Origin of the sequence: Streptomyces sp. B1866 (assembly GCF_031932565.1) — a bacterium.
In the GTDB taxonomy this organism is placed as follows: Bacteria; Actinomycetota; Actinomycetes; order Streptomycetales; family Streptomycetaceae; genus Streptomyces.
The window spans coordinates 1-25,993 of record NZ_JAVSCF010000020.1; the positions used below are offsets into that span (position 1 = coordinate 1).

At 73.1% G+C, this 25,993-nt stretch carries 18 protein-coding genes and 1 pseudogene; 13 read left to right on the forward strand and 6 right to left on the reverse strand.

Annotation, left to right across the window (positions count from 1 at the left end):
* Both RKE29_RS05215 and RKE29_RS05220 read left to right on the forward strand, forming a co-directional pair.
* A pseudogene (locus RKE29_RS05215) lies at positions 1-1,246 on the forward strand (export associated protein); the annotation flags it as partial.
* 213 nt (positions 1,247-1,459) lie between these two features.
* The gene (locus RKE29_RS05220; RefSeq protein ID WP_312003838.1) at positions 1,460-2,476 is read left to right on the forward strand and encodes a TerC family protein; all 1,017 of its coding nucleotides are present in this window, start codon (positions 1,460-1,462) and stop codon (positions 2,474-2,476) included.
* A 118-nt stretch (positions 2,477-2,594) separates the two neighbouring features.
* Here the strand turns inward: RKE29_RS05220 and RKE29_RS05225 are convergent, their stop codons facing one another.
* Positions 2,595-3,251: an MBL fold metallo-hydrolase gene (locus RKE29_RS05225; RefSeq protein WP_312003839.1), complete on the reverse strand. Its 657-nt coding sequence runs from the start codon at positions 3,249-3,251 to the stop codon at positions 2,595-2,597.
* A 330-nt stretch (positions 3,252-3,581) separates the two neighbouring features.
* On the opposite strand from RKE29_RS05225, the gene uvrA reads away from it, so the two are divergent.
* The 11 genes from uvrA (at position 3,582) to pgi (ending at position 18,799) form a co-directional block, all read left to right on the forward strand.
* The gene (gene uvrA / locus RKE29_RS05230; protein WP_312003840.1) at positions 3,582-6,599 is read left to right on the forward strand and encodes an excinuclease ABC subunit UvrA; all 3,018 of its coding nucleotides are present in this window, start codon (positions 3,582-3,584) and stop codon (positions 6,597-6,599) included.
* A 314-nt stretch (positions 6,600-6,913) separates the two neighbouring features.
* Positions 6,914-9,022 (forward strand): excinuclease ABC subunit UvrC, encoded by a 2,109-nt coding sequence (gene uvrC, locus RKE29_RS05235; protein ID WP_312003841.1) that lies wholly within the window; start codon positions 6,914-6,916, stop codon positions 9,020-9,022.
* A 183-nt stretch (positions 9,023-9,205) separates the two neighbouring features.
* On the forward strand, positions 9,206-10,135 hold the full coding sequence (gene rapZ, locus RKE29_RS05240; RefSeq protein ID WP_312003842.1) for an RNase adapter RapZ: 930 nt from the start codon (positions 9,206-9,208) through the stop codon (positions 10,133-10,135).
* Positions 10,132-11,166, forward strand: a complete 1,035-nt coding sequence (gene yvcK / locus RKE29_RS05245; protein ID WP_312003843.1) for a uridine diphosphate-N-acetylglucosamine-binding protein YvcK — start codon at positions 10,132-10,134, stop codon at positions 11,164-11,166. The genes rapZ and yvcK overlap by 4 nt, the downstream gene beginning before the upstream one ends.
* On the forward strand, positions 11,157-12,158 hold the full coding sequence (gene whiA / locus RKE29_RS05250; RefSeq protein ID WP_312003845.1) for a DNA-binding protein WhiA: 1,002 nt from the start codon (positions 11,157-11,159) through the stop codon (positions 12,156-12,158). Before yvcK ends, whiA begins: the two co-directional genes overlap by 10 nt.
* A gap of 626 nt (positions 12,159-12,784) precedes the next feature.
* Positions 12,785-13,789 carry a type I glyceraldehyde-3-phosphate dehydrogenase gene (gap, locus tag RKE29_RS05255; protein ID WP_312003846.1) on the forward strand — a complete coding sequence of 335 codons (1,005 nt, stop codon included), beginning with the start codon at positions 12,785-12,787 and terminating at the stop codon, positions 13,787-13,789.
* 84 nt (positions 13,790-13,873) lie between these two features.
* A complete protein-coding gene (gene pgk / locus RKE29_RS05260) occupies positions 13,874-15,076 on the forward strand; it encodes a phosphoglycerate kinase (RefSeq protein WP_312003847.1) in 1,203 nt (400 codons plus the stop codon).
* Positions 15,077-15,081: 5 nt separating this feature from the next.
* The gene (tpiA, locus tag RKE29_RS05265) at positions 15,082-15,858 is read left to right on the forward strand and encodes a triose-phosphate isomerase (RefSeq protein WP_312003848.1); all 777 of its coding nucleotides are present in this window, start codon (positions 15,082-15,084) and stop codon (positions 15,856-15,858) included.
* 256 nt (positions 15,859-16,114) lie between these two features.
* The gene (gene secG / locus RKE29_RS05270; protein ID WP_312003849.1) at positions 16,115-16,345 is read left to right on the forward strand and encodes a preprotein translocase subunit SecG; all 231 of its coding nucleotides are present in this window, start codon (positions 16,115-16,117) and stop codon (positions 16,343-16,345) included.
* Between the two features lie 159 nt (positions 16,346-16,504).
* On the forward strand, positions 16,505-16,840 hold the full coding sequence (locus tag RKE29_RS05275) for an RNA polymerase-binding protein RbpA (protein ID WP_312003850.1): 336 nt from the start codon (positions 16,505-16,507) through the stop codon (positions 16,838-16,840).
* Positions 16,841-17,146: 306 nt separating this feature from the next.
* The gene (gene pgi, locus RKE29_RS05280; protein WP_312003876.1) at positions 17,147-18,799 is read left to right on the forward strand and encodes a glucose-6-phosphate isomerase; all 1,653 of its coding nucleotides are present in this window, start codon (positions 17,147-17,149) and stop codon (positions 18,797-18,799) included.
* 150 nt (positions 18,800-18,949) lie between these two features.
* Here pgi and pgl read toward each other — a convergent pair whose 3' ends face one another.
* From pgl to tkt, 5 genes are all read right to left on the reverse strand, one after another.
* A complete protein-coding gene (gene pgl / locus RKE29_RS05285) occupies positions 18,950-19,732 on the reverse strand; it encodes a 6-phosphogluconolactonase (protein WP_312003851.1) in 783 nt (260 codons plus the stop codon).
* Positions 19,729-20,835, reverse strand: coding sequence for a glucose-6-phosphate dehydrogenase assembly protein OpcA (gene opcA, locus RKE29_RS05290; protein WP_312003852.1), 1,107 nt, complete (start codon positions 20,833-20,835; stop codon positions 19,729-19,731). The genes pgl and opcA overlap by 4 nt, the downstream gene beginning before the upstream one ends.
* On the reverse strand, positions 20,832-22,355 hold the full coding sequence (zwf, locus tag RKE29_RS05295; RefSeq protein WP_312003853.1) for a glucose-6-phosphate dehydrogenase: 1,524 nt from the start codon (positions 22,353-22,355) through the stop codon (positions 20,832-20,834). The genes opcA and zwf overlap by 4 nt, the downstream gene beginning before the upstream one ends.
* A 3-nt stretch (positions 22,356-22,358) precedes the next feature.
* Positions 22,359-23,477: a transaldolase gene (gene tal / locus RKE29_RS05300; RefSeq protein ID WP_312003854.1), complete on the reverse strand. Its 1,119-nt coding sequence runs from the start codon at positions 23,475-23,477 to the stop codon at positions 22,359-22,361.
* A gap of 65 nt (positions 23,478-23,542) precedes the next feature.
* Entirely contained in the window at positions 23,543-25,630 is a 2,088-nt protein-coding gene (tkt, locus tag RKE29_RS05305; protein ID WP_312003855.1) for a transketolase, read from the reverse strand.
* Positions 25,631-25,993 lie beyond the last annotated feature (363 nt).

Consider the following 25,993-nt stretch of genomic DNA (forward strand, 5'->3'; position numbering starts at 1 on the left):
CGCCGCGCCGACGGCGGGCGGGGGCGGGCGGGTCGACTACGAGCACCCCGGCCGCCGCGCCGCGCCGCCGCAGGCACCGCCGGCTTCGCAACCCGCCGAGCCGGGCCGGCCCGCCGTGCCCGTGGCCGGGGACGCCTCCGGGTGGACCATGGAAGAGCGGCTGTACAACCAGGTCTGGGGCATGTTCGAGGACCTGGCCCGGACCACCGCCGCCTACCGCAGCGCGGTGGAATTCGCGGAGTCGCGCATGGAGCGGGAGCTGGACGGGGTGCTGTCCGACCCGCGCACCCGCGTCGGCCCGGCCGCCGACGCCGCCCGCGCCGCGGCGCGGGCCAAGCACGCCGAGCTGGTGGCGCAGGCGCGCGTCGTCCTCGACCGGGACCTGGTGCAGCTGGTGGCCGAGGCCGAGGTCGTCGAGCCTGCGCTGCCGCCCGCGTACGCCCGCTGGGACAGCCCGGTCTGGCAGGCGTACCGGGTTCCGATGGAGAACCCGATGGCCCTGCGCCTGGGCGACCTCCACCTCCCCGAGCGCCCGGACCTGCGCGTCCCCATGCTGGCGCGGCTGCCGCTGGAGCGCGGGATGTGGATCGACAGCGGGCGCGGGCAGTCGGAGGCGGCGGCGCTGGCGGACTCCACCGAGCTGCGCCGGCTCGCGGCGGACACGGCCGTCGCGCACGCGGCGCGGCTGCTGGCCGTCTACCCGGCGGGCGAGTTCACGGTGCACGTGATCGACCCCGCGGGCTCCGCGACCTCCTCCTTCGCCCCGCTGATCCGGTCCGGCGCGCTGCGCCGGCCGCCGGCCGCCGGGGCCCAGGGGGTCGCCGCGGTGCTCGCCGAGCTGACCCGCCGGGTGGACCTGGTGCAGATGGCCGTCCGCAGTGGCGCCTCCGACGCGCTGCCGCCCGACGTGGACATCGCGGAGCAGCTTCTGATCGTCAACGACTTCCCCCACGGCTTCGACGACCGCGCCGTCACGCAGCTGCGCTACCTCGCGGACGAGGGGACGTCGGTGGGCGTGCACCTGATGATGGTGGCCGACCGGGAGGACGCCCGGGCCTACGGACCGGTGCTCGACCCGCTGTGGCGTGCCCTGCTGCGCTTGACGCCGGTGCCCGAGGACCACCTGGCCGACCCGTGGGTCGGGCACGCGTGGACCTACGAGCCGCCGCGCGTCCCGGCCGGCAGCCAGATCCTCGACCAGGTGCTCACCCAGGTCGCCCACGCCCGGGAGACCTACGGCCGATAGCCTTTACCAGCAGCTTTACCAATCGCTTTACTTTCTCTTGGGACTTCCTGTACGCTTTCTTGGACGGAGGGGAGTACTCCCGTCGCGACGTACCCCGTCACCACGGACCGCTTCGGCGCGGTCCCGGGGCGTCGGTCCGCGGCCCGGCCGCGGGCGGAGGAGACCTCCGGCAGCGCACGACGCTGAGACTGCCGTACGAGTGCCGGAGGACCCGTGGACACCTCATTGACCGTGTGGGGGCTGACGATCGTCGGCCTGTCCGCACTGATCGCCGTCGACTTCCTGGTGGGCGGGCGCAAGCCGCACGAGGTCTCCCTCAAGGAGGCCGGGATCTGGAGCGCCGTCTGGGTCACGCTGGCCTGCCTCTTCGGCTTCGGGCTGCTGCTCTTCGCGGGCGGGCAGCCATCCGGCGAGTTCTTCGCTGGCTTCATCACCGAGAAGTCGCTCAGCGTGGACAACCTCTTCGTGTTCGTGCTGATCATGGCGAAGTTCGCCGTTCCGACGGCCTACCAGCAGCGGGTGCTGATGGTGGGCGTGCTGATCGCACTGGTGCTCCGCACGATCTTCATCGGGGCGGGCGCCGCCATCACCGCCACCTTCTCCTGGGTCTTCTACCTGTTCGGCGCCTTCCTCGTCTGGACGGCGTGGAAGCTGATCCAGGAGGCGCGCGGCCAGAGCGGGCAGGAGGAGTTCGAGGAGAACCGCTTCCTGAAAATGGTGGAGCGGCGCTTCCCGGCCACCGACACCTATCACGGCACCCAGCTGTTCGTCGTGCGGCAGGGCCGGCGCCTGATCACGCCGATGCTGGTGGTGATGCTGGCGATCGGCACCACGGACGTCCTCTTCGCGCTCGACTCGATACCCGCGATCTTCGGTCTGACGCAGGACCCGTACATCGTCTTCACCGCCAACGCCTTCGCGCTGATGGGGCTGCGCCAGCTGTACTTCCTCATCGGCGGGCTGCTGAAGAAGCTGGTCCACCTCTCCTACGGGCTCTCGGTCATCCTCGGCTTCATCGGCGTGAAGCTGGTGCTGCACGCCCTGCACGAGTCCGGGGTGCACGTGCCCGAGATCGGCATACCGGTCTCGCTCGGCGTCATCTGCACGGTGCTGGCCGTCACCACGGTCACCAGCCTGCGCGCGTCGTCCCGGCAGCGGGCCGGCGACGGGGCGCCGCGGCAGGAGGAGCCGGTGGGTGCCGGCAGCGGCGGGGGCACGGCCGGGCAGTGAGCCGCGGGCCGACCGGCCGGTGCGCGGGGCCCGGAAGGCCGTGACCCGCTCTGGTCGGCGGTCGGCCGACTGGATGCCGGGCGGGGGCGGGCCCGCGCCCGGCGGGCGGGGCGGCGGCCTACCAGCCGCGCTCGCGCCACTCGGCCAGGTGCGGGCGCTCCGCGCCGAGGGTGGTGTCGTCGCCGTGGCCGGGATACACCCAGGTCTCGTCCGGAAGCTGCCCGAAGAGCTTGGTCTCGACATCGCCGATCAGGCTCTGGAACGCCTCCGGGTCACCGTGGGTGTTGCCGACCCCGCCCGGGAAGAGGCAGTCCCCGGTGAACAGGTGCGGATGGCCGTGCGGGTCGTCGTAGACCAGGGCGATGCTGCCGGGAGTGTGGCCGACCAGGTGGCGCGCGGTCAGCTCGACCCGGCCCACGCGCAGCGTGTCGCCGTCGTCCACCAGGACGTCGGTGGGCACGGGAATGCCCTCCGCGTCGTGGCGGCCCGCGAGGGTGCGCGCGCCGGTGGCGTCCACCACCTCGCGCAGCGCGGCCCAGTGGTCGTGGTGGCGGTGGGTGGTGACGACGGACGCGATACCGCTGTCGCCGACCAGGGACAGCAGCGTCCGTGGCTCGGCGGCGGCGTCGATGAGCAGCTGCTCACCGGTTGCGCGGCAGCGCAGCAGGTAGGCGTTGTTGTTCATGGGGCCGACCGCGACCTTCGAGATCATCAGGTCGGTCAGTTCGTGGACGTCCGCGGGCCCGCCGACCTTCACCGCTCCGCTGTAGGTCATGTCCTCCAGCCTATAGCGGGCACGGGCCCGGCAGGGGGCGCGGTCCGGACACGTTCCGGCCTGTCCCGAGGCGGCCCGAGGCGACGGCGGCGCCCCTCGCGGCGGGTCGGGTCCGCTCCGTAGCGCCGGCCACACGTTCGGGTGAAGTGGCTCCGGCGCGACCGTGAATCGAATGTACGTGCGATAAGCTCGGTGTGCTGCATCGGTAAGACTTCACCGTAGCGCCCCCCTACTCTGGAGCGGGGGGCCTGCTCCACGCCGCTGCCGGGCCGGCGGGGGCCCGGAATGCAGTGCCTGACCCCACCTCTCCCAAGAAAGGTGCCGACCGGCGTGGCCGACCGTCTCATCGTCCGTGGCGCTCGCGAGCACAATCTCCGGAATGTCTCGCTCGACCTGCCCCGCGACGCGCTCATCGTGTTCACCGGGCTCTCGGGGTCGGGCAAGTCGTCACTCGCGTTCGACACGATCTTCGCCGAGGGCCAGCGCCGGTACGTGGAGTCCCTGTCCTCCTACGCGCGGCAGTTCCTCGGCCAGATGGACAAGCCCGACGTGGACTTCATCGAGGGGCTGTCCCCGGCGGTGTCCATCGACCAGAAGTCGACCTCGCGCAACCCGCGGTCGACCGTCGGCACCATCACCGAGGTCTACGACTACCTGCGGCTGCTGTTCGCCCGCATCGGGCGGCCGCACTGCCCCGAGTGCCGCCGACCGATCGCGCGCCAGTCGCCGCAGGCGATCGTGGACCGCGTGCTCGAACTGCCCGAGGGCAGCCGGTTCCAGGTGCTGTCCCCGCTGGTGCGCGAGCGCAAGGGCGAGTTCGCCGACCTCTTCACCGACCTCCAGACCAAGGGGTACAGCCGGGCGCGGGTGGACGGCCGCACCGTCCAGCTCGCCGAGCCGCCGAAGCTGAAGAAGCAGGAGAAGCACACCATCGAGGTGGTCGTCGACCGCCTGACGGTCAAGGACACCGCCAAGCGGCGGCTGACCGACTCGGTGGAGACCGCTCTCGGCCTCTCCGGCGGCATGGTGGTCCTCGACTTCGTGGACCTCCCCGAGGACGACCCGCAGCGCGAGCGGATGTTCTCCGAGCACCTGTACTGCCCGTACGACGACCTCTCCTTCGAGGAGCTGGAGCCGCGCTCGTTCTCCTTCAACTCGCCGTTCGGCGCCTGCCCGGACTGCACGGGCATCGGCACCCGCATGGAGGTCGACCCCGAGCTCGTCGTGCCCGACGAGGAGAAGTCGCTGGACGAGGGCGCCATCCACCCCTGGTCGCACGGGCACACCAAGGACTACTTCGGCCGGCTGGTGGGCGCGCTCGGCGAGGCCCTGGGCTTCCGCACCGACATCCCCTGGGCGGGTCTGCCGCAGCGCGCCAAGAAGGCGCTGCTGCACGGCCACAAGACGCAGATCGAGGTGCGCTACCGCAACCGCTACGGCCGCGAGCGCGCCTACACCACCGCCTTCGAGGGGGCCCTGCCCTTCGTCAAGCGGCGGCACTCCGAGGCCGAGAGCGACTCAAGCCGCGAGCGCTTCGAGGGCTACATGCGCGAGGTGCCCTGCCCCACCTGCGAGGGAAGCCGGCTCAAGCCGATCGTCCTGGCGGTCACCGTGCAGGGGAAGTCCATCGCGGAGGTCTCCGCGATGTCGATCAGCGACTGCGCCGGGTTCCTGCGCGGGATGACGCTCAGCGCGCGGGAGAAGACCATCGCCGAGCGGGTGCTGAAGGAGGTCAACGAGCGCCTGAAGTTCCTGGTCGACGTGGGCCTGGACTACCTGTCGCTCAACCGGGCCGCGGGCACGCTCTCCGGCGGCGAGGCGCAGCGCATCCGGCTCGCCACCCAGATCGGCTCCGGCCTGGTGGGCGTGCTGTACGTGCTGGACGAGCCGTCGATCGGCCTGCACCAGCGCGACAACCACCGCCTGATCGAGACGCTGGTGCGCCTGCGCGACCTGGGCAACACGCTGATCGTCGTGGAGCACGACGAGGACACCATCGCCACCGCCGACTGGGTGGTCGACATCGGTCCGGGCGCGGGCGAGCACGGCGGCAAGGTGGTGCACAGCGGCACGTTGAAGGAGCTGCTGGCCAACGAGCAGTCGCTCACCGGGCAGTACCTGGCGGGCAAGAGGTCCATCCCGGTGCCGGCCGCGCGGCGGCCGACTGACCCGGGTCGGCGGCTGACCGTGCACGGCGCCCGGGAGAACAACCTCCGCGACATCGACGTGTCCTTCCCGCTCGGCCTGCTCACCGCCGTCACCGGCGTCTCGGGCTCGGGCAAGTCGACTCTGGTCAACGACATCCTCTACACCCACCTGGCCCGCGAGCTGAACGGGGCGCGGTCCGTGCCCGGGCGGCACACCCGGGTGGACGGCGACGACCTGGTGGACAAGGTGGTGCACGTCGACCAGTCGCCCATCGGCCGCACCCCCCGGTCCAACCCGGCGACGTACACCGGCGTCTTCGACCACGTCCGCAGGCTGTTCGCGGAGACCACCGAGGCCAAGGTCCGCGGCTATCTGCCGGGCCGCTTCTCGTTCAACGTCAAGGGCGGGCGCTGCGAGAACTGCTCCGGCGACGGCACCATCAAGATCGAGATGAACTTCCTGCCGGACGTGTACGTGCCGTGCGAGGTCTGCCACGGCGCGCGCTACAACCGGGAGACGCTGGAGGTGCACTACAAGGGCAAGTCCATCGCCGAGGTGCTGGACATGCCCATCGAGGAGGCCCTGGACTTCTTCGAGGCGGTGCCGACCATCTCCCGGCACCTGCGCACGCTCAGCGAGGTGGGACTGGGGTACGTGCGGCTCGGGCAGCCCGCGCCGACCCTCTCGGGCGGTGAGGCGCAGCGCGTGAAGCTGGCGTCCGAGCTGCAGAAGAGGTCGACCGGCCGCACGGTGTACGTGCTGGACGAGCCCACCACCGGTCTGCACTTCGAGGACATCAGCAAGCTGATCACGGTGCTGTCCGGACTGGTCGACAAGGGCAACACGGTGATCGTCATCGAGCACAACCTGGACGTCATCAAGACCGCCGACTGGGTCGTGGACATGGGGCCGGAGGGCGGCAGCGGCGGCGGCCTCGTGGTCGCCGAGGGCACGCCGGAGCAGGTCGCGACGGTCCCGGCCAGCCACACCGGCACGTTCCTGCGGGACATCCTCGGGCCCGAGCGGATCAGCGCCGCCGCCGTGCCCCCGGCGCGGAAGGCCGCCAGGAGCTCCAGGGCCGCCAGGTCGGCCGGGGCGGCGGACGCGGGCACGCCGGTGAGCGCCGACGGCGCGGGCGAGACCATGAAGACCGCCAGGACCGCGAAGAAGAAGCCCGCGGCCCGGACCGCCCGCGGCTGACCGGCACGACCCCGCGCCAGGGGCGCCCGCACCGCCTCCGCGTCGCTCCCGACCCGGCCGCGCGGGAGTACGCGCACGGCCGGACCCCGGCCTCCCGGCGCCCGCGAACCCCCCCGCCCCTCGGGGTGCGCGAGCCGGCGTCGCGCGGACCTGGCGCCGCACGGGGCCGGGGCGGGCAGGGCCGGGGTCCGGCGTCTCGTGGCGGAGCGCTCGGCGCCGCCCGGCCGCGGGGGGCGGACCCGCCACCCGTGCCCCGCCGGCCCCCGTCCGGCGGAACTGCCTGACTGTCAGTCCCCGCCAGTAGGGTGGTGACCATGGCCGACCCGAGCACCTACCGCCCCAAGCCGGGACAGATCCCCGACTCGCCGGGGGTCTACAAGTTCCGTGACCAGCACGGCCGGGTGATCTACGTGGGAAAGGCGAAGAGCCTGCGCCAGCGGCTCTCCTCCTACTTCCAGGACATGGCGAACCTGCACCCGCGCACCCGCACCATGGTCACGACGGCAGCGGGCGTGGAGTGGACCGTCGTCGCCACCGAGGTCGAGGCCCTGCAGCTCGAATACTCCTGGATCAAGGAGTTCGACCCCCGGTTCAACGTCAAGTACCGGGACGACAAGAGCTACCCCTCCCTCGCCGTGACCACGGGCGAGGAGTTCCCGCGCGTGCAGGTCATGCGCGGCCCCAAGCGGAAGGGCGTGCGCTACTTCGGCCCGTACGCGCACGCGTGGGCGATCCGCGAGACCGTCGACCTGCTGCTGCGGGTCTTCCCGGTGCGGACCTGCTCGGCGGGGGTGTTCAAGCGCTCGGCCCAGATCGGCCGCCCCTGCCTGCTGGGGTACATCGACAAGTGCTCCGCACCCTGCGTGGGCCGGGTCACCGCCGAGGAGCACCGCGCCCTGGCCGAGGAGTTCTGCGACTTCATGGCCGGCCGCACCGGCGCCTACCTGCGCCGCCTGGAGCAGGGCATGCGGGAGGCGGCCGAGGACATGGAGTACGAGCGGGCCGCCCGGCTGCGCGACGACATAGAGGCGCTGCGGCGCGCCATGGAGAAGAACGCCGTCGTGCTGGCCGACGGCACGGACGCCGACCTGCTCGCGGTCGCCGAGGACGAGCTGGAGGCGGCCGTGCAGATCTTCCACGTGCGCGGCGGCCGGGTGCGCGGCCAGCGCGGCTGGGTCACCGACAAGGTCGAGGCCGTGGACACCGCGGGCCTGGTGGAGCTGGCGCTCCAGCAGCTGTACGGCGAGGAGAGCGGCGACTCGCAGGCCGCGGGCGGCAACGGCGGCATTCCCAGGGAGGTCCTGGTCCCGGACCTCCCCGACCCCGCCGAGCCGCTGGCCCAGTGGCTCGCCGCGCGCCGCGGCGCGGGCGTCAGCCTGCGCGTCCCGCAGCGCGGCGACAAGAAGGACCTGATGACGACGGTCGAGCGCAACGCGCAGCAGGCGCTCGCCCTGCACAAGACCAAGCGCGCCTCCGACCTGACCACCCGCTCCCGCGCCCTGGAGGAGATCACCGAGGCGCTGGGCCTGGACACCGCGCCGCTGCGCATCGAGTGCTTCGACGTCTCGCACCTTCAGGGCGACGACGTGGTGGCGTCCATGGTGGTCTTCGAGGACGGCCTGGCGCGCAAGAGCGAGTACCGGCGCTTCCAGATCAGGACCTTCAGCGGCCAGGACGACGTCCGCTCCATGCACGAGGTCGTCAGCCGCCGCTTCCGCCGCTACCTCCAGGAGCGGCAGCGGACGGGGGAGTGGGAGGTCGCCGCCGCTGACGAGGACGCCGCGGACGGGCAGTTCCCGGACGGGGGCGCCGCGGGTGAGGCCGCCGCGGGCGCCGCGGCCCGGGATCCGGTCCCGGCGGGCGCCGTCACGGCGGTCGGCCGGCCGCCCGACGACGGCGCGGAGGACACCGGCCGGCCCAGGCGGTTCGCCTACCCGCCGCAGCTCGTCGTCGTGGACGGCGGGCAGCCGCAGGTCGCCGCCGCCCAGCGGGCCCTGGACGAGCTCGGCGTGGACGACGTGGCCGTCTGCGGCCTGGCCAAGCGCCTGGAGGAGGTCTGGCTGCCCGGCCAGGCCGATCCGGTGGTGCTGCCGCGCTCCAGCGAGGGGCTGTACCTGCTCCAGCGGGTCCGGGACGAGGCGCACCGGTTCGCCCTCGCCTACCAGCGCGGCAAGCGCGGCAAGACGCTGCGGGCCGGACCGCTGGACGCCGTGCCGGGCCTCGGCGAGAGCCGCAGGCAGGCGCTGCTGAAGCACTTCGGCTCGCTCAGGCGGCTGCGCGCGGCGACGGTCGAGCAGATCTGCGAGGTGCCGGGCTTCGGTCGCAAGACGGCCGAGACGGTCGTCGCGGCCCTGGCCCAGGCGGCCCCGGCCGGCCCCGCGGTCAACACCGCGACCGGCGAGATCCTGGACGAGAGCGGATGACCGCGGCCGCGGGCCCGGCGCCCGCCGCGCGCCGGCCCGCGGCGGCGGTCCGCGGATGCCCGGTGGCGCGCGCGGACCGCAGTATGGAAGACGGCACCCGCGGCGCCGACCGCGCCGCGGGGGCGGGAGACGGGGCACGGACCGCGCACCGGTGAACGGGACAATGACACGGGGGACGAAGCGATGAACGAGACCAGCGAAGGCGGAGCACAGGTGACGACGGGCACGGTGGGAGAGGTCGCCGACGAGGCCGCCATCCCCGAGCTGGTGATCATCTCCGGGATGTCGGGGGCCGGCCGCAGCACCGCGGCCAAGTGCCTGGAGGACCTGGGCTGGTTCGTCGTGGACAACCTGCCGCCCGCCCTGATCCCCACCATGGTGGACCTCGGCGCCCGCTCCCAGGGCAACGTGGCCCGGATCGCCGTGGTCGTGGACGTGCGCGGCCGGCGCTTCTTCGACAACCTCCGCGAATCCCTCGCGGACCTGGCCACCAGGAGTGTCCGGCGGCGCGTGCTGTTCCTGGAGGCGTCCGACGACGTGCTGGTGCGCCGCTTCGAGTCCGTGCGCCGCCCGCACCCGCTGCAGGGCGACGGCCGGGTGGTGGACGGCATCGCCGCCGAGCGCGACCTGCTGCGCGAGCTGCGCGGCGACGCCGACCTGGTGATCGACACCTCCGCGCTGAACGTGCACGAGCTGCGCGCCAAGATGGACGCCCAGTTCGCCGGGGACGAGGAGCCGGAGCTGCGGGCCACGGTCATGTCCTTCGGGTACAAGTACGGCCTGCCGGTCGACGCCGACCTGGTGGCCGACTGCCGCTTCCTGCCCAACCCGCACTGGGTGCCGGAGCTGCGCCCCTTCACCGGGCTCCACGAGGAGGTGGCCGCCTTCGTGTTCAACCAGCCCGGTGCCAAGGAGTTCCTGGACCGCTACGCGGAGCTGCTGCACCTGATCGCCGCGGGCTACCGCCGCGAGGGCAAGCGGTACGTGACCATCGCCGTCGGCTGTACGGGCGGCAAGCACCGCAGCGTGGCGATGTCCGAGCGGCTGGCCGCCCGGCTCGCCGCGGACGGGGTCGAGACCGTCGTCGTCCACCGGGACATGGGGCGCGAGTGACGATCCGCACCCGGCGCCTGCGGCGGCTGGTCGGGGCACGTACGGGCCGGGGCGCGCAGCCCAAGGTCGTCGCACTCGGCGGCGGCATGGGCCTGTCCGCCTCGCTGGCCGCCCTGCGCCGCATCACCGGCGCCCTGACCGCCGTCGTCACCGTCGCCGACGACGGCGGCTCCAGCGGGCGGCTGCGCCAGGAGCTGGGCGTGCTGCCGCCCGGTGACCTGCGCAAGGCCCTGGCCGCGCTGTGCGGCGACGACGACTGGGGCCGCACCTGGTCGCGGGTGATCCAGCACCGCTTCGCCGGCGGGGGCGAGCTGCACGACCACGCCGTGGGCAACCTCCTCATCGTCGCGCTGTGGGAGCAGCTGGGCGACCATGTCAAGGCGCTCGACCTGGTGGGCCGGCTGCTGGGCGCGCACGGCCGGGTGCTGCCCATGTCGGCCGTGCCGCTGGAGCTCCAGGCGCTGGTGCGCGGCCACGACCCGCGGCGGCCCGAGGAGGTCACCACCGTCCGCGGCCAGGCCACGGTCGCCCTCACCCCCGGTGAGGTGCAGTCGGTGCACCTGGTGCCGCACGACCCGCCGGCCGTGCCCGAGGCCGTCGAGGCGGTCCTGGACGCCGACTGGGTGGTGCTCGGCCCCGGCTCGTGGTTCTCCTCCGTCATCCCGCACCTGCTGGTGCCGGAGCTGCTACAGGCCCTCACCGAGACGAAGGCCCGGCGCGTGCTCTCGCTGAACCTCGCGCCCCAGCCCGGCGAGACGGACGGCTTCTCCCCGCAGCGTCATTTGGAGGTTTTGGCCCGACACGCCCCTAAACTCGCCTTCGACGTGGTGCTGGCCGACCGGGCCGCCGTTCCCGACCGCGGCCGCCTGCGCGAGGCCGCCCAGCGGCTGGGCGGCACGGTCGAGCTCGCTCCGGTGGCCGCCCAGGCCGATGGCGCGCAGGGCGGTTCCCCGCGACACGACCCGGAGCTGTTGGCGGCCGCGTACGACCGTATTTTTCGGATGCATGGAAGGATCGGCCCATGGCGATGACGGCAGCGGTGAAGGACGAAATCTCCCGGCTCCCCGTCACCCGCACCTGCTGCCGGAAAGCGGAGGTCTCGGCGGTCCTGCGCTTCGCGGGCGGCCTGCACCTGGTCAGCGGGCGCATCGTGATCGAGGCCGAGCTGGACACGGGCATCGCGGCCCGCAGGCTGCGCAAGGACATCCTGGAGATCTTCGGGCACGCCTCCGACCTGGTGGTCATGGCGCCCGGAGGCCTGCGCCGCGGCAGCCGGTACGTGGTGCGGGTGGTCGCCGGCGGCGACCAGCTCGCCCGGCAGACCGGCCTGGTCGACGGCCGCGGACGGCCCATCCGCGGGCTGCCCCCGCAGGTCGTCTCCGGCGCCACCTGCGACGCCGAGGCGGCCTGGCGCGGCGCCTTCCTCGCGCACGGCTCGCTCACCGAGCCCGGCCGCTCGTCCTCCCTGGAGGTGACCTGTCCCGGCCCGGAGGCCGCCCTGGCGCTGGTCGGCGCGGCCCGCAGGCTCCAGATCGCCGCCAAGGCCCGGGAGGTGCGCGGCGTTGACCGGGTGGTCGTCCGGGACGGTGACGCGATCGGCGCGCTGTTGACCCGCCTCGGGGCGCACGAGTCGGTGCTGGCGTGGGAGGAGCGGCGGATGCGCCGCGAGGTCCGGGCCACCGCCAACCGCCTGGCCAACTTCGACGACGCCAACCTGCGGCGTTCCGCCCGCGCCGCCGTGGCCGCGGGGGCCCGGGTGCAGCGCGCGCTGGAGATCCTGGGCGACGAGGTGCCCGAGCACCTGGCGGCGGCCGGGCGGCTGCGCATGGAGCACAAGCAGGCGTCCCTGGAGGAGCTGGGCGCGCTCGCCGATCCGCCGCTGACCAAGGACGCCGTCGCCGGGCGCATCCGCCGCCTGCTCGCCATGGCCGACAAGCGCGCCACCGACCTGGGCATCCCGGGCACCGAGTCCGGGCTCACCGAGGAGATGGCGGAGGACATGGCCGAGGGCGTGGTCGGCTGACGGCCCGGCCGGCGCGGCTGGCACGGCCGGCCCCGCCGATCCCGCCGTAGAAGGGCGAGCCCCCACCGGATCCGGCGAAGGATACCCGCGCCGGATCGTCCGAAGGGTGGAAACCGGTTTCGGCCGATCTGGGCGCGTATGCCGGTACGCCGAGCGGGTGGCCCGGGTGTCGTACGTCACCGCACCGGGTAAGGGCGCCGCGGCGCCGTCGGACTCCACGGCGCTGCCGAGCGGCCCGCGACCGCCCTCGGCCCTGGAGCGCGGTCGGCCCGACGGCCGCGTGTCCCGCGCCGCCCGGCCCCGGCACCGGGAGCCCTGCCCGCCTCCGCGTCCGTGACCACGGTGAACACGGCGCCGCCCGGCTGCGGCCCGGACAGCGCACGGGACGCCGCCGGGCGTCCCGCGCCGCCGCGGACGGCCCGGAGCGCACGGCGCCGGAGCCCGGCGGCGGCGCACCGCCGTGAGCCCCGGGCGCGCGCCGCGTGGCCATAGCGCGTCCCGGGCCGTCCCGCAACCACCTCCGGTGTCTCGCGGGAGCAACGATGACGGTAGGGTCGGACACGGTCGGGGACATTCCATACAGCTCGCCGGCGTCCAAACCGGCACACCAACGAGGAGATCGGTTCGTGACGATCCGCGTAGGCATCAACGGCTTCGGCCGCATCGGCCGCAACTACTTCCGCGCGCTCCTCGAGCAGGGCGCGGACATCGAGATCGTCGGTGTCAACGACCTGACCGACAACGCGACCCTGGTCCACCTGCTCAAGTACGACACGATCCTGGGCCGGCTGAAGCACGAGGTCAGCCACACCGACGACACCATCACCGTCGGCAACCAGACCTTCAGGACGACCGCCGAGCGCGACCCGGCCAACCTGCCCTGGGGCGAGCTGGGCGCCGACATCGTGATCGAGTCCACCGGCATCTTCACCAAGCGGGACGACGCCGCCAAGCACCTGGCCGCCGGCGCCAAGAAGGTCCTGATCTCCGCGCCCGCCAAGAACGAGGACGTCACCATCGTCATCGGCGTCAACCAGGACGCCTACGACCCGGCCAGCCACCACGTCATCTCCAACGCCTCCTGCACCACCAACTGCGTGGCGCCGCTGGCGAAGGTGCTCGACGAGAGCTTCGGCGTCGTCAAGGGCCTGATGACCACGGTCCACGCCTACACCAACGACCAGCGCATCCTGGACTTCCCGCACAGCGACCTGCGCCGCGCCCGCGCCGCCGCGCAGAACATCATCCCGACCTCCACCGGCGCCGCGAAGGCCACCGCCCTGGTGCTGCCGCAGCTGAAGGGCAAGCTGGACGGCATCGCCATGCGCGTGCCGGTGCCGACCGGCTCGGTCACCGACCTGGTCGTGGAGCTGTCCCAGGAGGTCACCCGCGACGAGGTCAACGCCGCCTTCCAGAAGGCCGCCGAGGGGCAGCTGAAGGGCATCCTGGAGTACACCGAGGACGCCATCGTCTCCTCCGACATCGTCAACTGGCCCGCCTCCTGCACCTTCGACTCCTCGCTGACCATGGCGCAGGGCAACCAGGTGAAGGTCGTCGGCTGGTACGACAACGAGTGGGGCTACTCCAACCGCCTCGTGGACCTGACCGTGTTCGTGGGCGAGCGGCTCTGACCGTCCTTCCGTGACGACGCCAGGACGGGGCCCGGTACGACATGGTCGTCCCGGGCCCCGTTCGTGACCCCTAGGAGCCACTTCGTGAAGACGATCGACGATCTCCAGGTCGCGGGTAAGCGGGTCTTCGTCCGCGCTGACCTGAACGTCCCGCTCGACGGCCGGACCATCACCGACGACGGCCGCATCCGCGCCGCCCTGCCGACGATCACCCGGCTCGCCGAGGCGGGCGCCAGGGTCATCGTCGCCTCCCACCTCGGCCGCCCCAAGGGCGCCCCCGACCCGGCCTTCTCGCTCGCGCCCGTGGCCGAGCGGCTCGGCGAACTCCTCGGCGAGCCGGTCGCGTTCGCGGCCGACACGGTCGGGGACGCGGCCAAGGGCGTGGTCGCCGGCCTCGCCGACGGCCAGGTCGCGCTGCTGGAGAACCTCCGCTTCAACGCGGGCGAGACGGCCAAGGACGACGCCGAGCGCGGCGCCTTCGCCGACCAGCTCGCCGCCCTCGCCGACGCCTACGTGGGCGACGGCTTCGGCGCCGTGCACCGCAGGCACGCCTCCGTCTACGACCTCCCGGCGCGGCTGCCGCACGCCGCGGGCGGCCTGATCGCCACCGAGGTCGGCGTGCTGAAGAAGCTCACCGAGGACGTCAAGCGGCCGTACGCCGTGGTCCTCGGCGGCGCCAAGGTCTCCGACAAGCTCGCGGTGATCGACAACCTGCTGGAGAAGGCCGACCGCATCCTCATCGGCGGCGGCATGGCGTACACTTTCCTCAAGGCCCAGGGCCACGAGATCGGCACCTCGCTGCTCCAGGAGGACCAGATCCCGGTGGTCGCGGCCTACCTGGACCGGGCCAAGGAGCGCGGCGTGGAGTTCGTGCTCCCGGTGGACGTGCTGGTCACGGCCGAGTTCCCGGACCTGAAGACGAAGGCCCCGGCCGACGCGGAGACCGTTGCCGCCGACGCCATCCCCGGCGACCGGATGGGCCTGGACATCGGCCCGCGCACCCGCGAGCTGTACGCGGCCAAGCTCGCCGACGCGGGCACCGTCTTCTGGAACGGGCCCATGGGCGTCTTCGAGCACCCGGACTTCGCCGGCGGCACCCGGGCCGTCGCCCAGGGCCTGCTGGACAGCCCCGCCTTCACGGTGGTGGGCGGCGGCGACTCGGCCGCCGCGGTCCGCATCCTGGGCTTCGACGAGACGGCTTTCGGCCACATCTCGACCGGGGGCGGCGCCAGCCTCGAATACCTTGAGGGCAAGACGCTGCCCGGCCTCGCCGCACTGGAGGACTGAACACCGTGAGTGACCGCATCCCGCTGATGGCGGGCAACTGGAAGATGAACCTCAACCACCTGGAGGCCATCGCCCACGTCCAGAAGCTCGCCTTCGCGCTCGCCGACAAGGACTACGAGGCCGTGGAGGTCGCGGTCCTGACCCCGTTCACCGACCTGAGGTCGGTGCAGACGCTGGTCGACGGCGACAAGCTGAAGATCAGGTACGGTGCCCAGGACCTGTCGGCGTACGACTCCGGCGCGTACACCGGCGAGGTCTCCGGCGCCATGCTGGCCAAGCTGAAGTGCACGTTCGTGACCGTCGGGCACTCCGAGCGGCGGCAGTACCACGCCGAGACCGACGAGCTGTGCAACGCCAAGGTCAAGGCCGCCTACCGGCACGGCCTCACCCCCATCCTGTGTATCGGGGAGGGCCTGGAGGTGCGCAAGGCGGGCAACCACGTCGCGCACACCCTCGCCCAGCTCGACGGCGGCCTCAAGGAGATCCCGGCCGACCAGGCCGCGACGGTCGTGATCGCCTACGAGCCGGTGTGGGCGATCGGCACCGGCGAGGTCGCCACCCCCGCCGACGCGCAGGAGGTCTGCGGGGCCATCCGCGGCCGGCTCGCCGAGCTGTACGGCCGGGAGGTGGCCGACGCGGTCCGCATCCAGTACGGCGGCTCGGTGAAGGCCGGGAACGTCGCGGCGATCATGGCGGAGCCCGACGTGGACGGCGCGCTGGTCGGCGGCGCGTCGCTGGACGCGGACGAGTTTGTCAGGATCGTCCGCTTCCGTGACCAGTAGCTAGGCCGCCGGGGGCCCGGCGTCGTACCCTGTCGGGGGCCGTGGCAGCGCCGCACCGGCGCCGCCCGGCCCCCGGCGTCCGCCGCACGGCGGTGTGCGGACGCCGCGGCACCGCTCCGCGGGAAGGGCCCCAGGGCCCGCGCGCGGTCCGGCGAGGCCGGTCCCGCCAGGCCCGTCCCGAAAAGCAGTCCCAGAGTCGGTCACCGACAGATCAGTCCGAACAGATCAGTCCGAGAGAGTTGGTCCAGCCGTGGTCATGGGGTTCTCGATCGCCCTCATCATCTTCAGCGTCCTGATGATGATGCTGGTGCTCATGCACAAGGGGAAGGGCGGCGGCCTGTCCGACATGTTCGGCGGCGGCATGCAGTCCTCGGTCGGCGGCTCGTCGGTCGCCGAGCGCAACCTCGACCGGATCACGATCGTGGTCGGGCTGCTGTGGTTCGTCTGCATCGTCGTGCTCGGCATCCTGATGAAGCTCGACAACTGACACACCGTCGCCTGCGCGGCCTATCATGGTCTCGCGCCCCTGGCGGCGGGCGGTAACTCCTGCCACTGGACGCGCGTTGGGCCTTACGTAGACTGGGGCGCCCGGCAGCGACGCTGCCTATCGATGCTTTGCGGCACCATCACGCAGGGAGTTACGACCGTGGCAAGTGGCAACGCGATCCGAGGAAGTCGGGTCGGAGCGGGGCCGATGGGTGAAGCCGAGCGAGGCGAGTCGGCGCCCCGCCTGCGCATCTCCTTCTGGTGCTCGAACGGGCACGAGACCAACCCGAGCTTCGCCAGCGACGCGCAGATCCCCGACACCTGGGACTGCCCCCGCTGCGGCTTCCCCGCGGGCAAGGACCGGGAGAACCCCCCGGACCCGCCGCGCACCGAGCCCTACAAGACCCACCTGGCGTACGTGCGGGAGCGGCGCAGCGACGCCGACGGCGAGGCGATCCTCGCCGAGGCGCTGGCCAAGCTCCGGGGCGAGATCTGACGCCCTCCCACGCGGCGCCGGTCCCGCGGAGGCGGTGACGACGGCCCGGCCGGGCACCTGTTCGCGGGTGCCCGGCCGGGCCGTCGCGCTCCGTCCGGCCGCCGCCGGTGCCGCTGCCGGTCCCACTCCCGGTGCCGCTGTCAGCGCCGCCCGATACGGTCGTGAGGACCGGCGCGGGAAGCGGGCGGCAGACCTCCGGCGCGCCCGCGGCGCGCGTGTCGTCCGGTCGGCGGCAGCCGCGCGCCCGGCTCTAAGGTGGGGGACACGGGGTTGTCGTGGACGAGAAGAAGTGGGCTGATGTCCGAGATGAACGCAGAAGGCCGCACCAGGCTCGACCAGTTGCCCGAGTGGCGCGCGCTGGCCAAGCACCGCGAGGAGCTGGGCGAGACGCACCTGCGGGAGCTGTTCGCCGGCGACCCCGACCGCGGTCGCCGGTTCACCCTCCAGGTCGGCGACCTGTACGTGGACTACTCCAAGCACCTGGTGACCGACCGTACGCTGGCGCTGCTGCGCGAGCTGGCCCGGGCCACCTCGGTGGCCGAGCTGCGCGACGCCATGTTCCGCGGTGAGAAGATCAACACCACCGAGGGCCGCGCGGTGCTGCACACCGCGCTGCGCGCCCCGCGCTCGGCCTCCGTCCTGGTGGACGGCGAGGACGTCGTCCCGGGCGTGCACTCGGTGCTCGACCGGTTGGCGGCCTTCGCCGAGCGGGTGCGCTCCGGCGCGTGGACCGGGCACACCGGGCGGCGCATCCGGACGGTCGTCAACATCGGCATCGGCGGGTCGGACCTGGGCCCGGCGATGGCGTACGAGGCGCTGCGCTCCTTCACCGCCCGGGACCTGGCTTTCCGCTTCGTGTCCAACGTGGACGGCGCCGACCTGCACGAGGCGCTGCGCGACCTGGACCCGGCCGAGACGCTGTTCATCGTCGCCTCGAAGACCTTCACCACGATCGAGACCATCACCAACGCCACCTCGGCCCGCGCGTGGCTGCTGTCCGGGCTCGGCGCGGGGGAGGAGGCCGTCGCCCGGCACTTCGTGGCGCTGTCGACCAACGCGCGCATGGTGGCCGAGTTCGGCATCGACCCGGAGAACATGTTCGAGTTCTGGGACTGGGTCGGCGGTCGCTACTCGTACGACTCGGCGATCGGCCTGTCGCTGATGATCGCCATCGGCCCGGACCGCTTCCGCGAGATGCTGGACGGGTTCCACCTGGTCGACGAGCACTTCCGCACCGCGCCCTTCGAGGAGAACGTGCCGGTGCTGCTCGGCCTCCTCGGCATCTGGTACGGCAGCTTCCACGGCGCGCAGGCGCACGCGGTCCTGCCCTACAGCCACTACCTGTCGAAGTTCACCGCCTACCTCCAGCAGCTCGACATGGAGTCCAACGGCAAGTCGGTGGACCGGCAGGGCGAGCGGGTGAGCTGGCAGACCGGTCCGGTGGTCTGGGGCACGCCGGGCACCAACGGGCAGCACGCCTACTTCCAGCTCCTGCACCAGGGCACCAAGCTGATCCCGGCCGACCTGATCGGCTTCGCCCGGCCGGTGGACGACCTCGCTCCGGGCCTGGTCGCGCAGCACGACCCGCTGATGGCCAACCTGTTCGCCCAGAGCCAGGCGCTCGCCTTCGGCAAGACGGCCGAGGAGGTGGCCGCGGAGGGCGTGCCCGCCGAGCAGGTCGCGCACCGCACCTTCCGCGGCAACCACCCCACCACCACGATCCTGGCCCGGGAGCTGAGCCCGTCGGTGCTCGGCCAGCTCGTCGCGCTGTACGAGCACAAGGTCTTCGTGCAGGGCGCCGTGTGGGACATCGACTCCTTCGACCAGTGGGGCGTGGAGCTGGGCAAGGTCCTGGCCCGGCGCGTCGAGCCCGCGCTGACCGAGGGCGCCGAGGTCGAGGGCCTGGACAGCTCCACCGCCGCCCTGGTGGCGGCCTACCGGTCCCTGCGGGGCCGCTGAGGCCGGCGTGCCCGTACGCGCCGCGGCCGGGCGCGGGCGTACGGCGCGGGGCGAGTCCGTACAGGCGTACGGACTCGCCCCGCGGCAGGCACCCGGGGCCACCGCGAGCCCGCGACGGCCCCCGGGCCGGGAGCGCCGCGGGACGCCGTCCTACAGCGACGCCGGCGGGTAGAGGTCCCGCGGCAGGCCGGCCGCGGCGGTGCGGTCCAGCAGCCACAGGGTGCGCCGCCGGCCGTACGCGCCCGCGGCCGGGGCCTGCACCTCGCCGGCGCCCGACAGGGCGATCGTCACCGCCTTGGCCTTGTCCTCGCCGGCCGCCAGCAGCCACACCTCCCGCCCGGCGCGGATCGCGGGCAGGGTCAGCGACACGCGCGTGGGCGGCGGCTTGGGCGCGCCGCGCACCCCGACCACCGTCCGCTCCGTCTCCCGCACCGCGGGCAGCTCGGGGAACAGCGACGCCACGTGCGCGTCCGGCCCCACGCCCAGCAGCACCACGTCGAAGGACGGCACCGCCGCGTGGTTCTCCGGCCGCGCCGCCGCGGCCAGCTCGGCCGCGTACTCCTCCGCGGCCTCCTCCACGCCGCCGCCGTGCGGGCCGTCCGCCGCGGGCATCGGGCGCACCCGCGCCGGGTCGACCGGCACCGCGTCCAGCAGCGCCTGCCGCGCCTGGGTCTCGTTGCGCTCCGGATGGCCGGCCGGCAGGAACCGCTCGTCGCCCCACCACAAATCCAGGCGCGACCAGTCCACCGCGTCCCGCGCCGGGGCCTCGGCGAGCGCGGCCAGCAGGCCGTTGCCGTTCCGCCCGCCGGTGAGCACCACCGACGCGAGCCCGCGGGCGGCCTGCGCGTCGACGATCTTCGTGATCAGCCGGGCCGCCGCGGCCCGCGCCGCCAGCCCGGCGTCGCGGTGCACCACGACCTGCGGCGCGGTCACGAGCCCGCCTTCCCGCTCCCCGCGGACCCGGCCGGGCCTGCGGAGGACGCCGCGTCCGCCGGCCCGGCGCTCTCCGGCCCCGGCGCGCCGCTGCCCGGCGCGTCCGGCTCGGGCGGAGCCTGCCCGGCGGCCTCCGCCTGCGCCGCCTGGGACTCCCGCGCCCCGCTCCCGATCAGCCCGCGGCCGTCTCCGGTCGCGCCGAACCTGACGGTGGAGGCGTAGATGTCGTCCGGGTCCAGGCGGCGCAGCTCCTCGGCGATCAGCTCGGCCATCTCGCGCCGGTGGAGCGCCACGTGCCGGTCCGGCTGCCCGGGAATGGCCAGCTCGGCCAGGGCGCCGTCGGCGCGGTCCAGGCAGATCTGCCCGTCGGCCGTCTCCAGCCGTACGGCCGTCAGGCCCGGCCCGTCGGTGACCTCGCGCCGGACCGGCACCCGCAGCCGCTCGGCGAGCCACAGCGCCAGCAGCTCGCTGCTCGGGTTGTACGCCTCGCCCTCCACGATCGCGGCGGTGATCGCCGAGTGCTTCTGGTCCAGGGCCGCGGCCAGCACGCTGCGCCACGGCGTGATCCGGGTCCAGGCCAGGTCGGTGTCGCCCGGGGTGTAGGTCCTGGCCCGCAGCTCCAGGGTCGCGACCGGGTCCTCGGTGGCCTGCGCGTCGGTGATGCGCCGGGCGGCGAGCCGGCCGAGCAGGTCGCGGCTGGGGTGCTCGGGGGCCTCCTCCGGCCACCACACCACCACCGGGGCGTCCGGCAGCAGCAGCGGCAGCACCACGGCGTGCGCGTGCCCGGCCAGCTCGCCGTGCAGGCGCAGCAGCACCGTCTCGCCGCTGCCGGACTCGCCGCCGACCCGCACCTCGGCGTCCAGGCGGGCCGTCCTGCGGTCCCGCGGCGAGCGGCCCGGCCGCTTGATGACCACGAGGATCCGCGACGGGTGCTCCTTGGACGCCTCGCTGGCGGCCTTCAGCGCGTCGTAGTGGTTGCCCTCGTCGGTGACGATGACGAGGGTGAGGACCATGCCGACGGCCGGCGTGCCGGTCGCCCGCCGGGCCTGCACCAGGGCGGAGTTGATCTGGCTGGACGTGGTGTCCGTGAGATCGATGTTCATGGCCGGCGCCAGCTCCGTCCGTCTCGTGCGAGCATCTCGTCCGCCGCCTTCGGCCCCCAGGTGCCCGCGGTGTACTGCTCGGGCCTGCCGTGGGCGTCCCAGTACTCCTCGACCGGGTCGAGGATGCGCCAGGACTCCTCCACCTCCTGGTGGCGGGGGAAGAGGTTCGTGTCGCCCAGCAGGACGTCGAGCAGCAGCCGCTCGTACGCCTCCGGGCTGGACTCGGTGAAGGACTCGCCGTACGCGAAGTCCATCGTCACGTCCCGGATCTCCATGGACGTGCCCGGCACCTTCGAGCCGAACCTGATGGTCACGCCCTCGTCCGGCTGCACCCGGATGACCAGGGCGTTCTGCCCCAGCTCCTCGGTGTCGGTGGCGTCGAAGGGGGAGTAGGGGGCGCGCTGGAAGACCACCGCGATCTCGGTGACCCGCCGCCCCAGGCGCTTGCCGGTGCGCAGGTAGAACGGCACCCCGGCCCAGCGGCGGTTGTCGATCTCCAGCTTGACGGCGGCGTAGGTGTCGGTCCTGGAGTCGGGGTCGATGCCCTCCTCCTCCAGGTAGCCCAGCACCTCCTCGCCGCCCTGCCAGCCGTGCGCGTACTGGCCGCGCACCGTGTACCGGCCGAGGTCCCCGGGCAGCTTGACCGCGCCCAGCACCTTCAGCTTCTCGGTGACCAGCGCCTTGGCGTCGAAGGAGGCGGGCTCCTCCATGGCGGTCAGGGCCAGCAGTTGCAGCAGGTGGTTCTGGATGACGTCGCGGGCGGCGCCGATGCCGTCGTAGTAGCCCGCGCGGCCGCCGATGCCGATGTCCTCGGCCATGGTGATCTGCACGTGGTCGACGTAACCGCGGTTCCACAGCGGTTCGAACATCGTGTTGGCGAAGCGCAGCGCCAGGATGTTCTGGACCGTCTCCTTGCCCAGGTAGTGGTCGATGCGGAAGACGTCGCTGGGCCGGAACACCTCGTGCACGACCTGGTTCAGCTCCTCCGCGCTGGCCAGGTCGTGGCCGAAGGGCTTCTCGATGACGGCGCGCCGCCAGGAGTCGCCCGGCCCCTGCGACAGGCCGTGCTTCTTGAGCTGCCGGACCACGGTGGGGAAGAACTTCGGCGGGACCGACAGGTAGAACGCGAAGTTGCCGCCCGTGCCGCGCGCCTTGTCCAGCTCCTCGACGGTGGCCCGCAGGGTCTGGAACGCCTGGTCGTCCGCGAACTCGCCGGGCACGAACCGGAAGCCCTCGGCCAGCTGCTGCCAGACCTCCTCCCGGAACGGCGTACGCGCGTGCTGCTTCACCGCGTCGTGCACGACCTGTGCGAAGTCCTCGTGCTCCCAGTCGCGGCGGGCGAAGCCGACGAGCGAGAAGCCCGGCGGCAGCAGCCCGCGGTTGGCCAGGTCGTAGATGGCCGGCATGAGCTTCTTGCGGGACAGGTCGCCGGTGACGCCGAAGATGACCAGACCCGACGGCCCCGCGATGCGCGGGAGCCGCCGGTCCTTCGCGTCACGCAGCGGGTTGCTGCCGGACACGGGTCACCCTTCCGCGGGAGCGAGGCGCTTCAGCTCGGCCTCGGTCGACTTCAGCAGGTCGTTCCACGACGCCTCGAACTTCTCGACGCCCTCGTCCTCCAGGACCCGCACCACCTCGTCGTACGAGATGCCGATCCCGGCGAGCGCGTCCAGGTCGGCCCTGGCCTGCTCGTAGGTGCCGCGCACGGTGTCGCCGGTGACCTCGCCGTGGTCGGCGGTGGCCCGCAGGGTGGCCTCCGGCATGGTGTTGACCGTGCCCGGCGCGACCAGCTCGGTCACGTACAGGGTGTCCTTGTACGCCGGGTCCTTCACGCCGGTCGAGGCCCACAGGGGCCGCTGCCGGTTGGCGCCCGCGCGCTCCAGCGCGGCCCACCGGTCGGAGCCGAAGACCTCCTCGTACGCCTGGTAGGCCAGGCGCGCGTTGGCCACCGCGGCCCGGCCGCGCAGCGCCCTGGCCTCCTCGTTGCCGGACTTGTCGATGCGCTTGTCGATCTCGGTGTCCACCCGGGACACGAAGAAGGACGCCACCGAGTGGATCTGGGCGAGGTCCAGGCCGCTCGCCTTGGCCTGCTCCAGGCCGGTCAGGTACGCGTCCATGACCTCGCGGTAGCGCTCCAGCGAGAAGATCAGCGTGACGTTGACGCTGATGCCCTTGGCGATCGTCTGGGTGATCGCGGGCAGGCCCGCGCGGGTCGCCGGGATCTTGATGAAGGTGTTGGGCCGGTCCACCAGCCAGGCGAGCTGCTTGGCCTCGGCGACGGTGGCCGCCGTGTTGTGGGCGAGCCGCGGGTCGACCTCGATGGACACCCGGCCGTCCTGGCCGCCGGTCGCGTCGAACACCGGCCGCAGCACGTCCGCGGCGTCCCGCACGTCCGCCGTGGTGATCATGCGAATGGCCTCCTCGACCGTCACCCTGCGGGCGGCGAGGTCGGCGAGCTGCCGGTCGTAGCCGTCGCCGCCGGCGATGGCCTTCTGGAAGATCGTCGGGTTGGTGGTCACGCCCACCACGTGCTGCTGGTCGATCAGCTCGGCGAGGTTCCCGGAGGTGATGCGCTTGCGCGACAGGTCGTCGAGCCAGATCGCGACGCCCTCGTCGGAGAGGCGCCTGAGTGCGTCTGTCATGGGATTGCGTCTCCTACTGTTCGCTGTTCGTCGTACAGGTTCGTCAGAGTCGGATCCGCGTACGGTCACGAACCGGCGTGGCCGGCCTCCTCCAGCGACGCCCGGGCCGCGTCGGCGACCGCCTCGGGCGTCAGGCCGAACTCCCGGAAGAGCACCTTGTAGTCCGCGGAGGCACCGAAGTGCTCCAGCGAGACCACGCGCCCGGCGTCGCCCACGAACCGGTGCCAGGTCAGCCCGATGCCGGCCTCCACGGCCACCCGCGCCCGCACCGACGGCGGCAGCACGCTGTCGCGGTACTCCCGGTCCTGCTCCTCGAACCACTCCACCGACGGCATCGACACCACCCGGGTCGGCACGCCCTCGGCCTGGAGCAGGTCGCGCGCCGCCACGGCGAGCTGCACCTCGGAGCCGGTGCCGATGAGGATCACCCGCGGCTGCCCGCCCTCGGCCTCGGCCAGCACGTACCCGCCCCTGGCGGCGGCCTCGTTCGGCTCGTACACCGGCACGTTCTGCCGGGTCAGCGCCAGTCCGTGCGGGGCGGGCCGGGCGGAGTGCCGCCGGGTGATCTCCCGCCACGCCACTGCGGTCTCGTTGGCGTCGGCCGGCCGGACGATGTTCAGGCCCGGGATGGCGCGCAGCGCGGCGAGGTGCTCCACCGGCTGGTGGGTGGGGCCGTCCTCGCCGAGCCCGATGGAGTCGTGCGTCCACACGTAGGTGACCGGCAGCTTCATCAGCGCGGCCAGCCGCACGGCCGGGCGCATGTAGTCGGAGAAGACCAGGAAGGTGCCGCCGTAGACGCGGGTGTTGCCGTGCAGCGCGATGCCGTTCATGGTCGAGCCCATGGCGTGCTCGCGGATGCCGAAGTGGATGGTGCGCCCGTACGGGTCGGCCTCCGGCAGCGGGTTGCCGACGGGCAGGAAGGACGAGGACGGGTCGATGGTGGTGTTGTTCGACCCGGCCAGGTCCGCCGAGCCGCCCCACAGCTCCGGGATCACCCCGCCGAGCGCCTTGAGCACCTGGCCGGACGCCTTGCGGGTGGCCACGCTCGCGCCCGCCTCGAACACCGGCAGCACCGACTCCCAGCCCTCGGGCAGCTCGCCCGCGCTGATCCGGTCGAACTCGGCGGCCCGCGCGGGGTTGTCGTCGCGCCACTCCTGAAGCCGCTTGTCCCACGCGGCGTGCGCCTCGCGGCCCCGCTCGACCGCGCCGCGCACGTGCGCCAGCACCTCGTCCTCGACGGCGAAGTGCCGCTCGGGGTCGAAGCCCAGCACCCGCTTGGTGGCCGCGACCTCGTCGGCGCCGAGCGCGGAGCCGTGGGCCGCCTCGGTGTTCTGCGCCTTCGGCGCGGGCCAGGCGATGATCGTACGGGCGGCGATGATCGACGGCCGGGAGGTCTCGGCCCGGGCCGCGGCCAGAGCCTCGTACAGCGCGTGCACGTCCAGGTCGCCGTCCGGCCCCTGCTCGACGCGCTGCACGTGCCAGCCGTAGGCCTCGTACCGCTTCAGCACGTCCTCGGACAGGGCCGTGGCGGTGTCGCCCTCGATGGAGATGTGGTTGTCGTCATACAGCGCGACGATGCTGCCGAGCTTCTGGTGCCCGGCCAGCGAGGACGCCTCGGCGGAGATGCCCTCCTCCAGGTCGCCGTCGGAGACGATCGCCCAGACGGTGTGGTCGAACGGGGAGGTGCCCTCCGGCGCGTCCGGGTCGAACAGGCCGCGCTCGTAGCGGGCGGCCATCGCCATGCCGACCGCGTTGGCGATGCCCTGGCCGAGCGGGCCGGTCGTGGTCTCCACACCGACCGTGTGCCCGTGCTCGGGGTGGCCGGGGGTGAGGCTGCCCCAGGTGCGGAAGGACTCCAGGTCGGCCAGCTGCAAGCCGTAGCCCGCCATGAACAGCTGGATGTAGAGCGTCAGGCTGGTGTGGCCGGGGGAGAGGACGAACCGGTCCCGGCCGGACCAGGTGGCGTCCGACGGGTCGTGCCGCATCAGCTTCTGGAACAGCAGGTAGGCGGCGGGGGCCAGGCTCATGGCCGTGCCAGGGTGGCCGTTGCCCACCTTCTGTACGGAGTCCATGGCCAGGACGCGAACGGTGTCCACGGCCCGTCGGTCCAGTTCGGTCCACTCAAGACCTGCGGTGGTCGGCTTCGTGCTCACCCTGAGTCAGGGCTCCTCTCCGTATCCATCAGGAGGGTCCAATTCCGGTAGCGGTCGTACCGGCGCTTTGAGCCTACCCTCGGACGGCTTGCATCCTTTCGTATGCCACCCGGCGCCCCCGGCAACGGACGGCGGCCCGACGGCATTCCCTGGCGGCAGCGGCGTCCGGGCCTGTCCGCACGCCGCCCCGCAGGGAATGCCGAGGGCGCGCCGGGCAGCGGCGCGGGCCGCCCGTCCGGCGGCCGGCCGCCGGACGACGACGGTCCGCACGTCTCGGGTGCCCAGCGGCCGCCGGTTCAGCCGTCCCGGCGGGGCCCGCGCCCGCTGTCGTACACGCTTGCGGCCGCGGTCCAACACGACCGA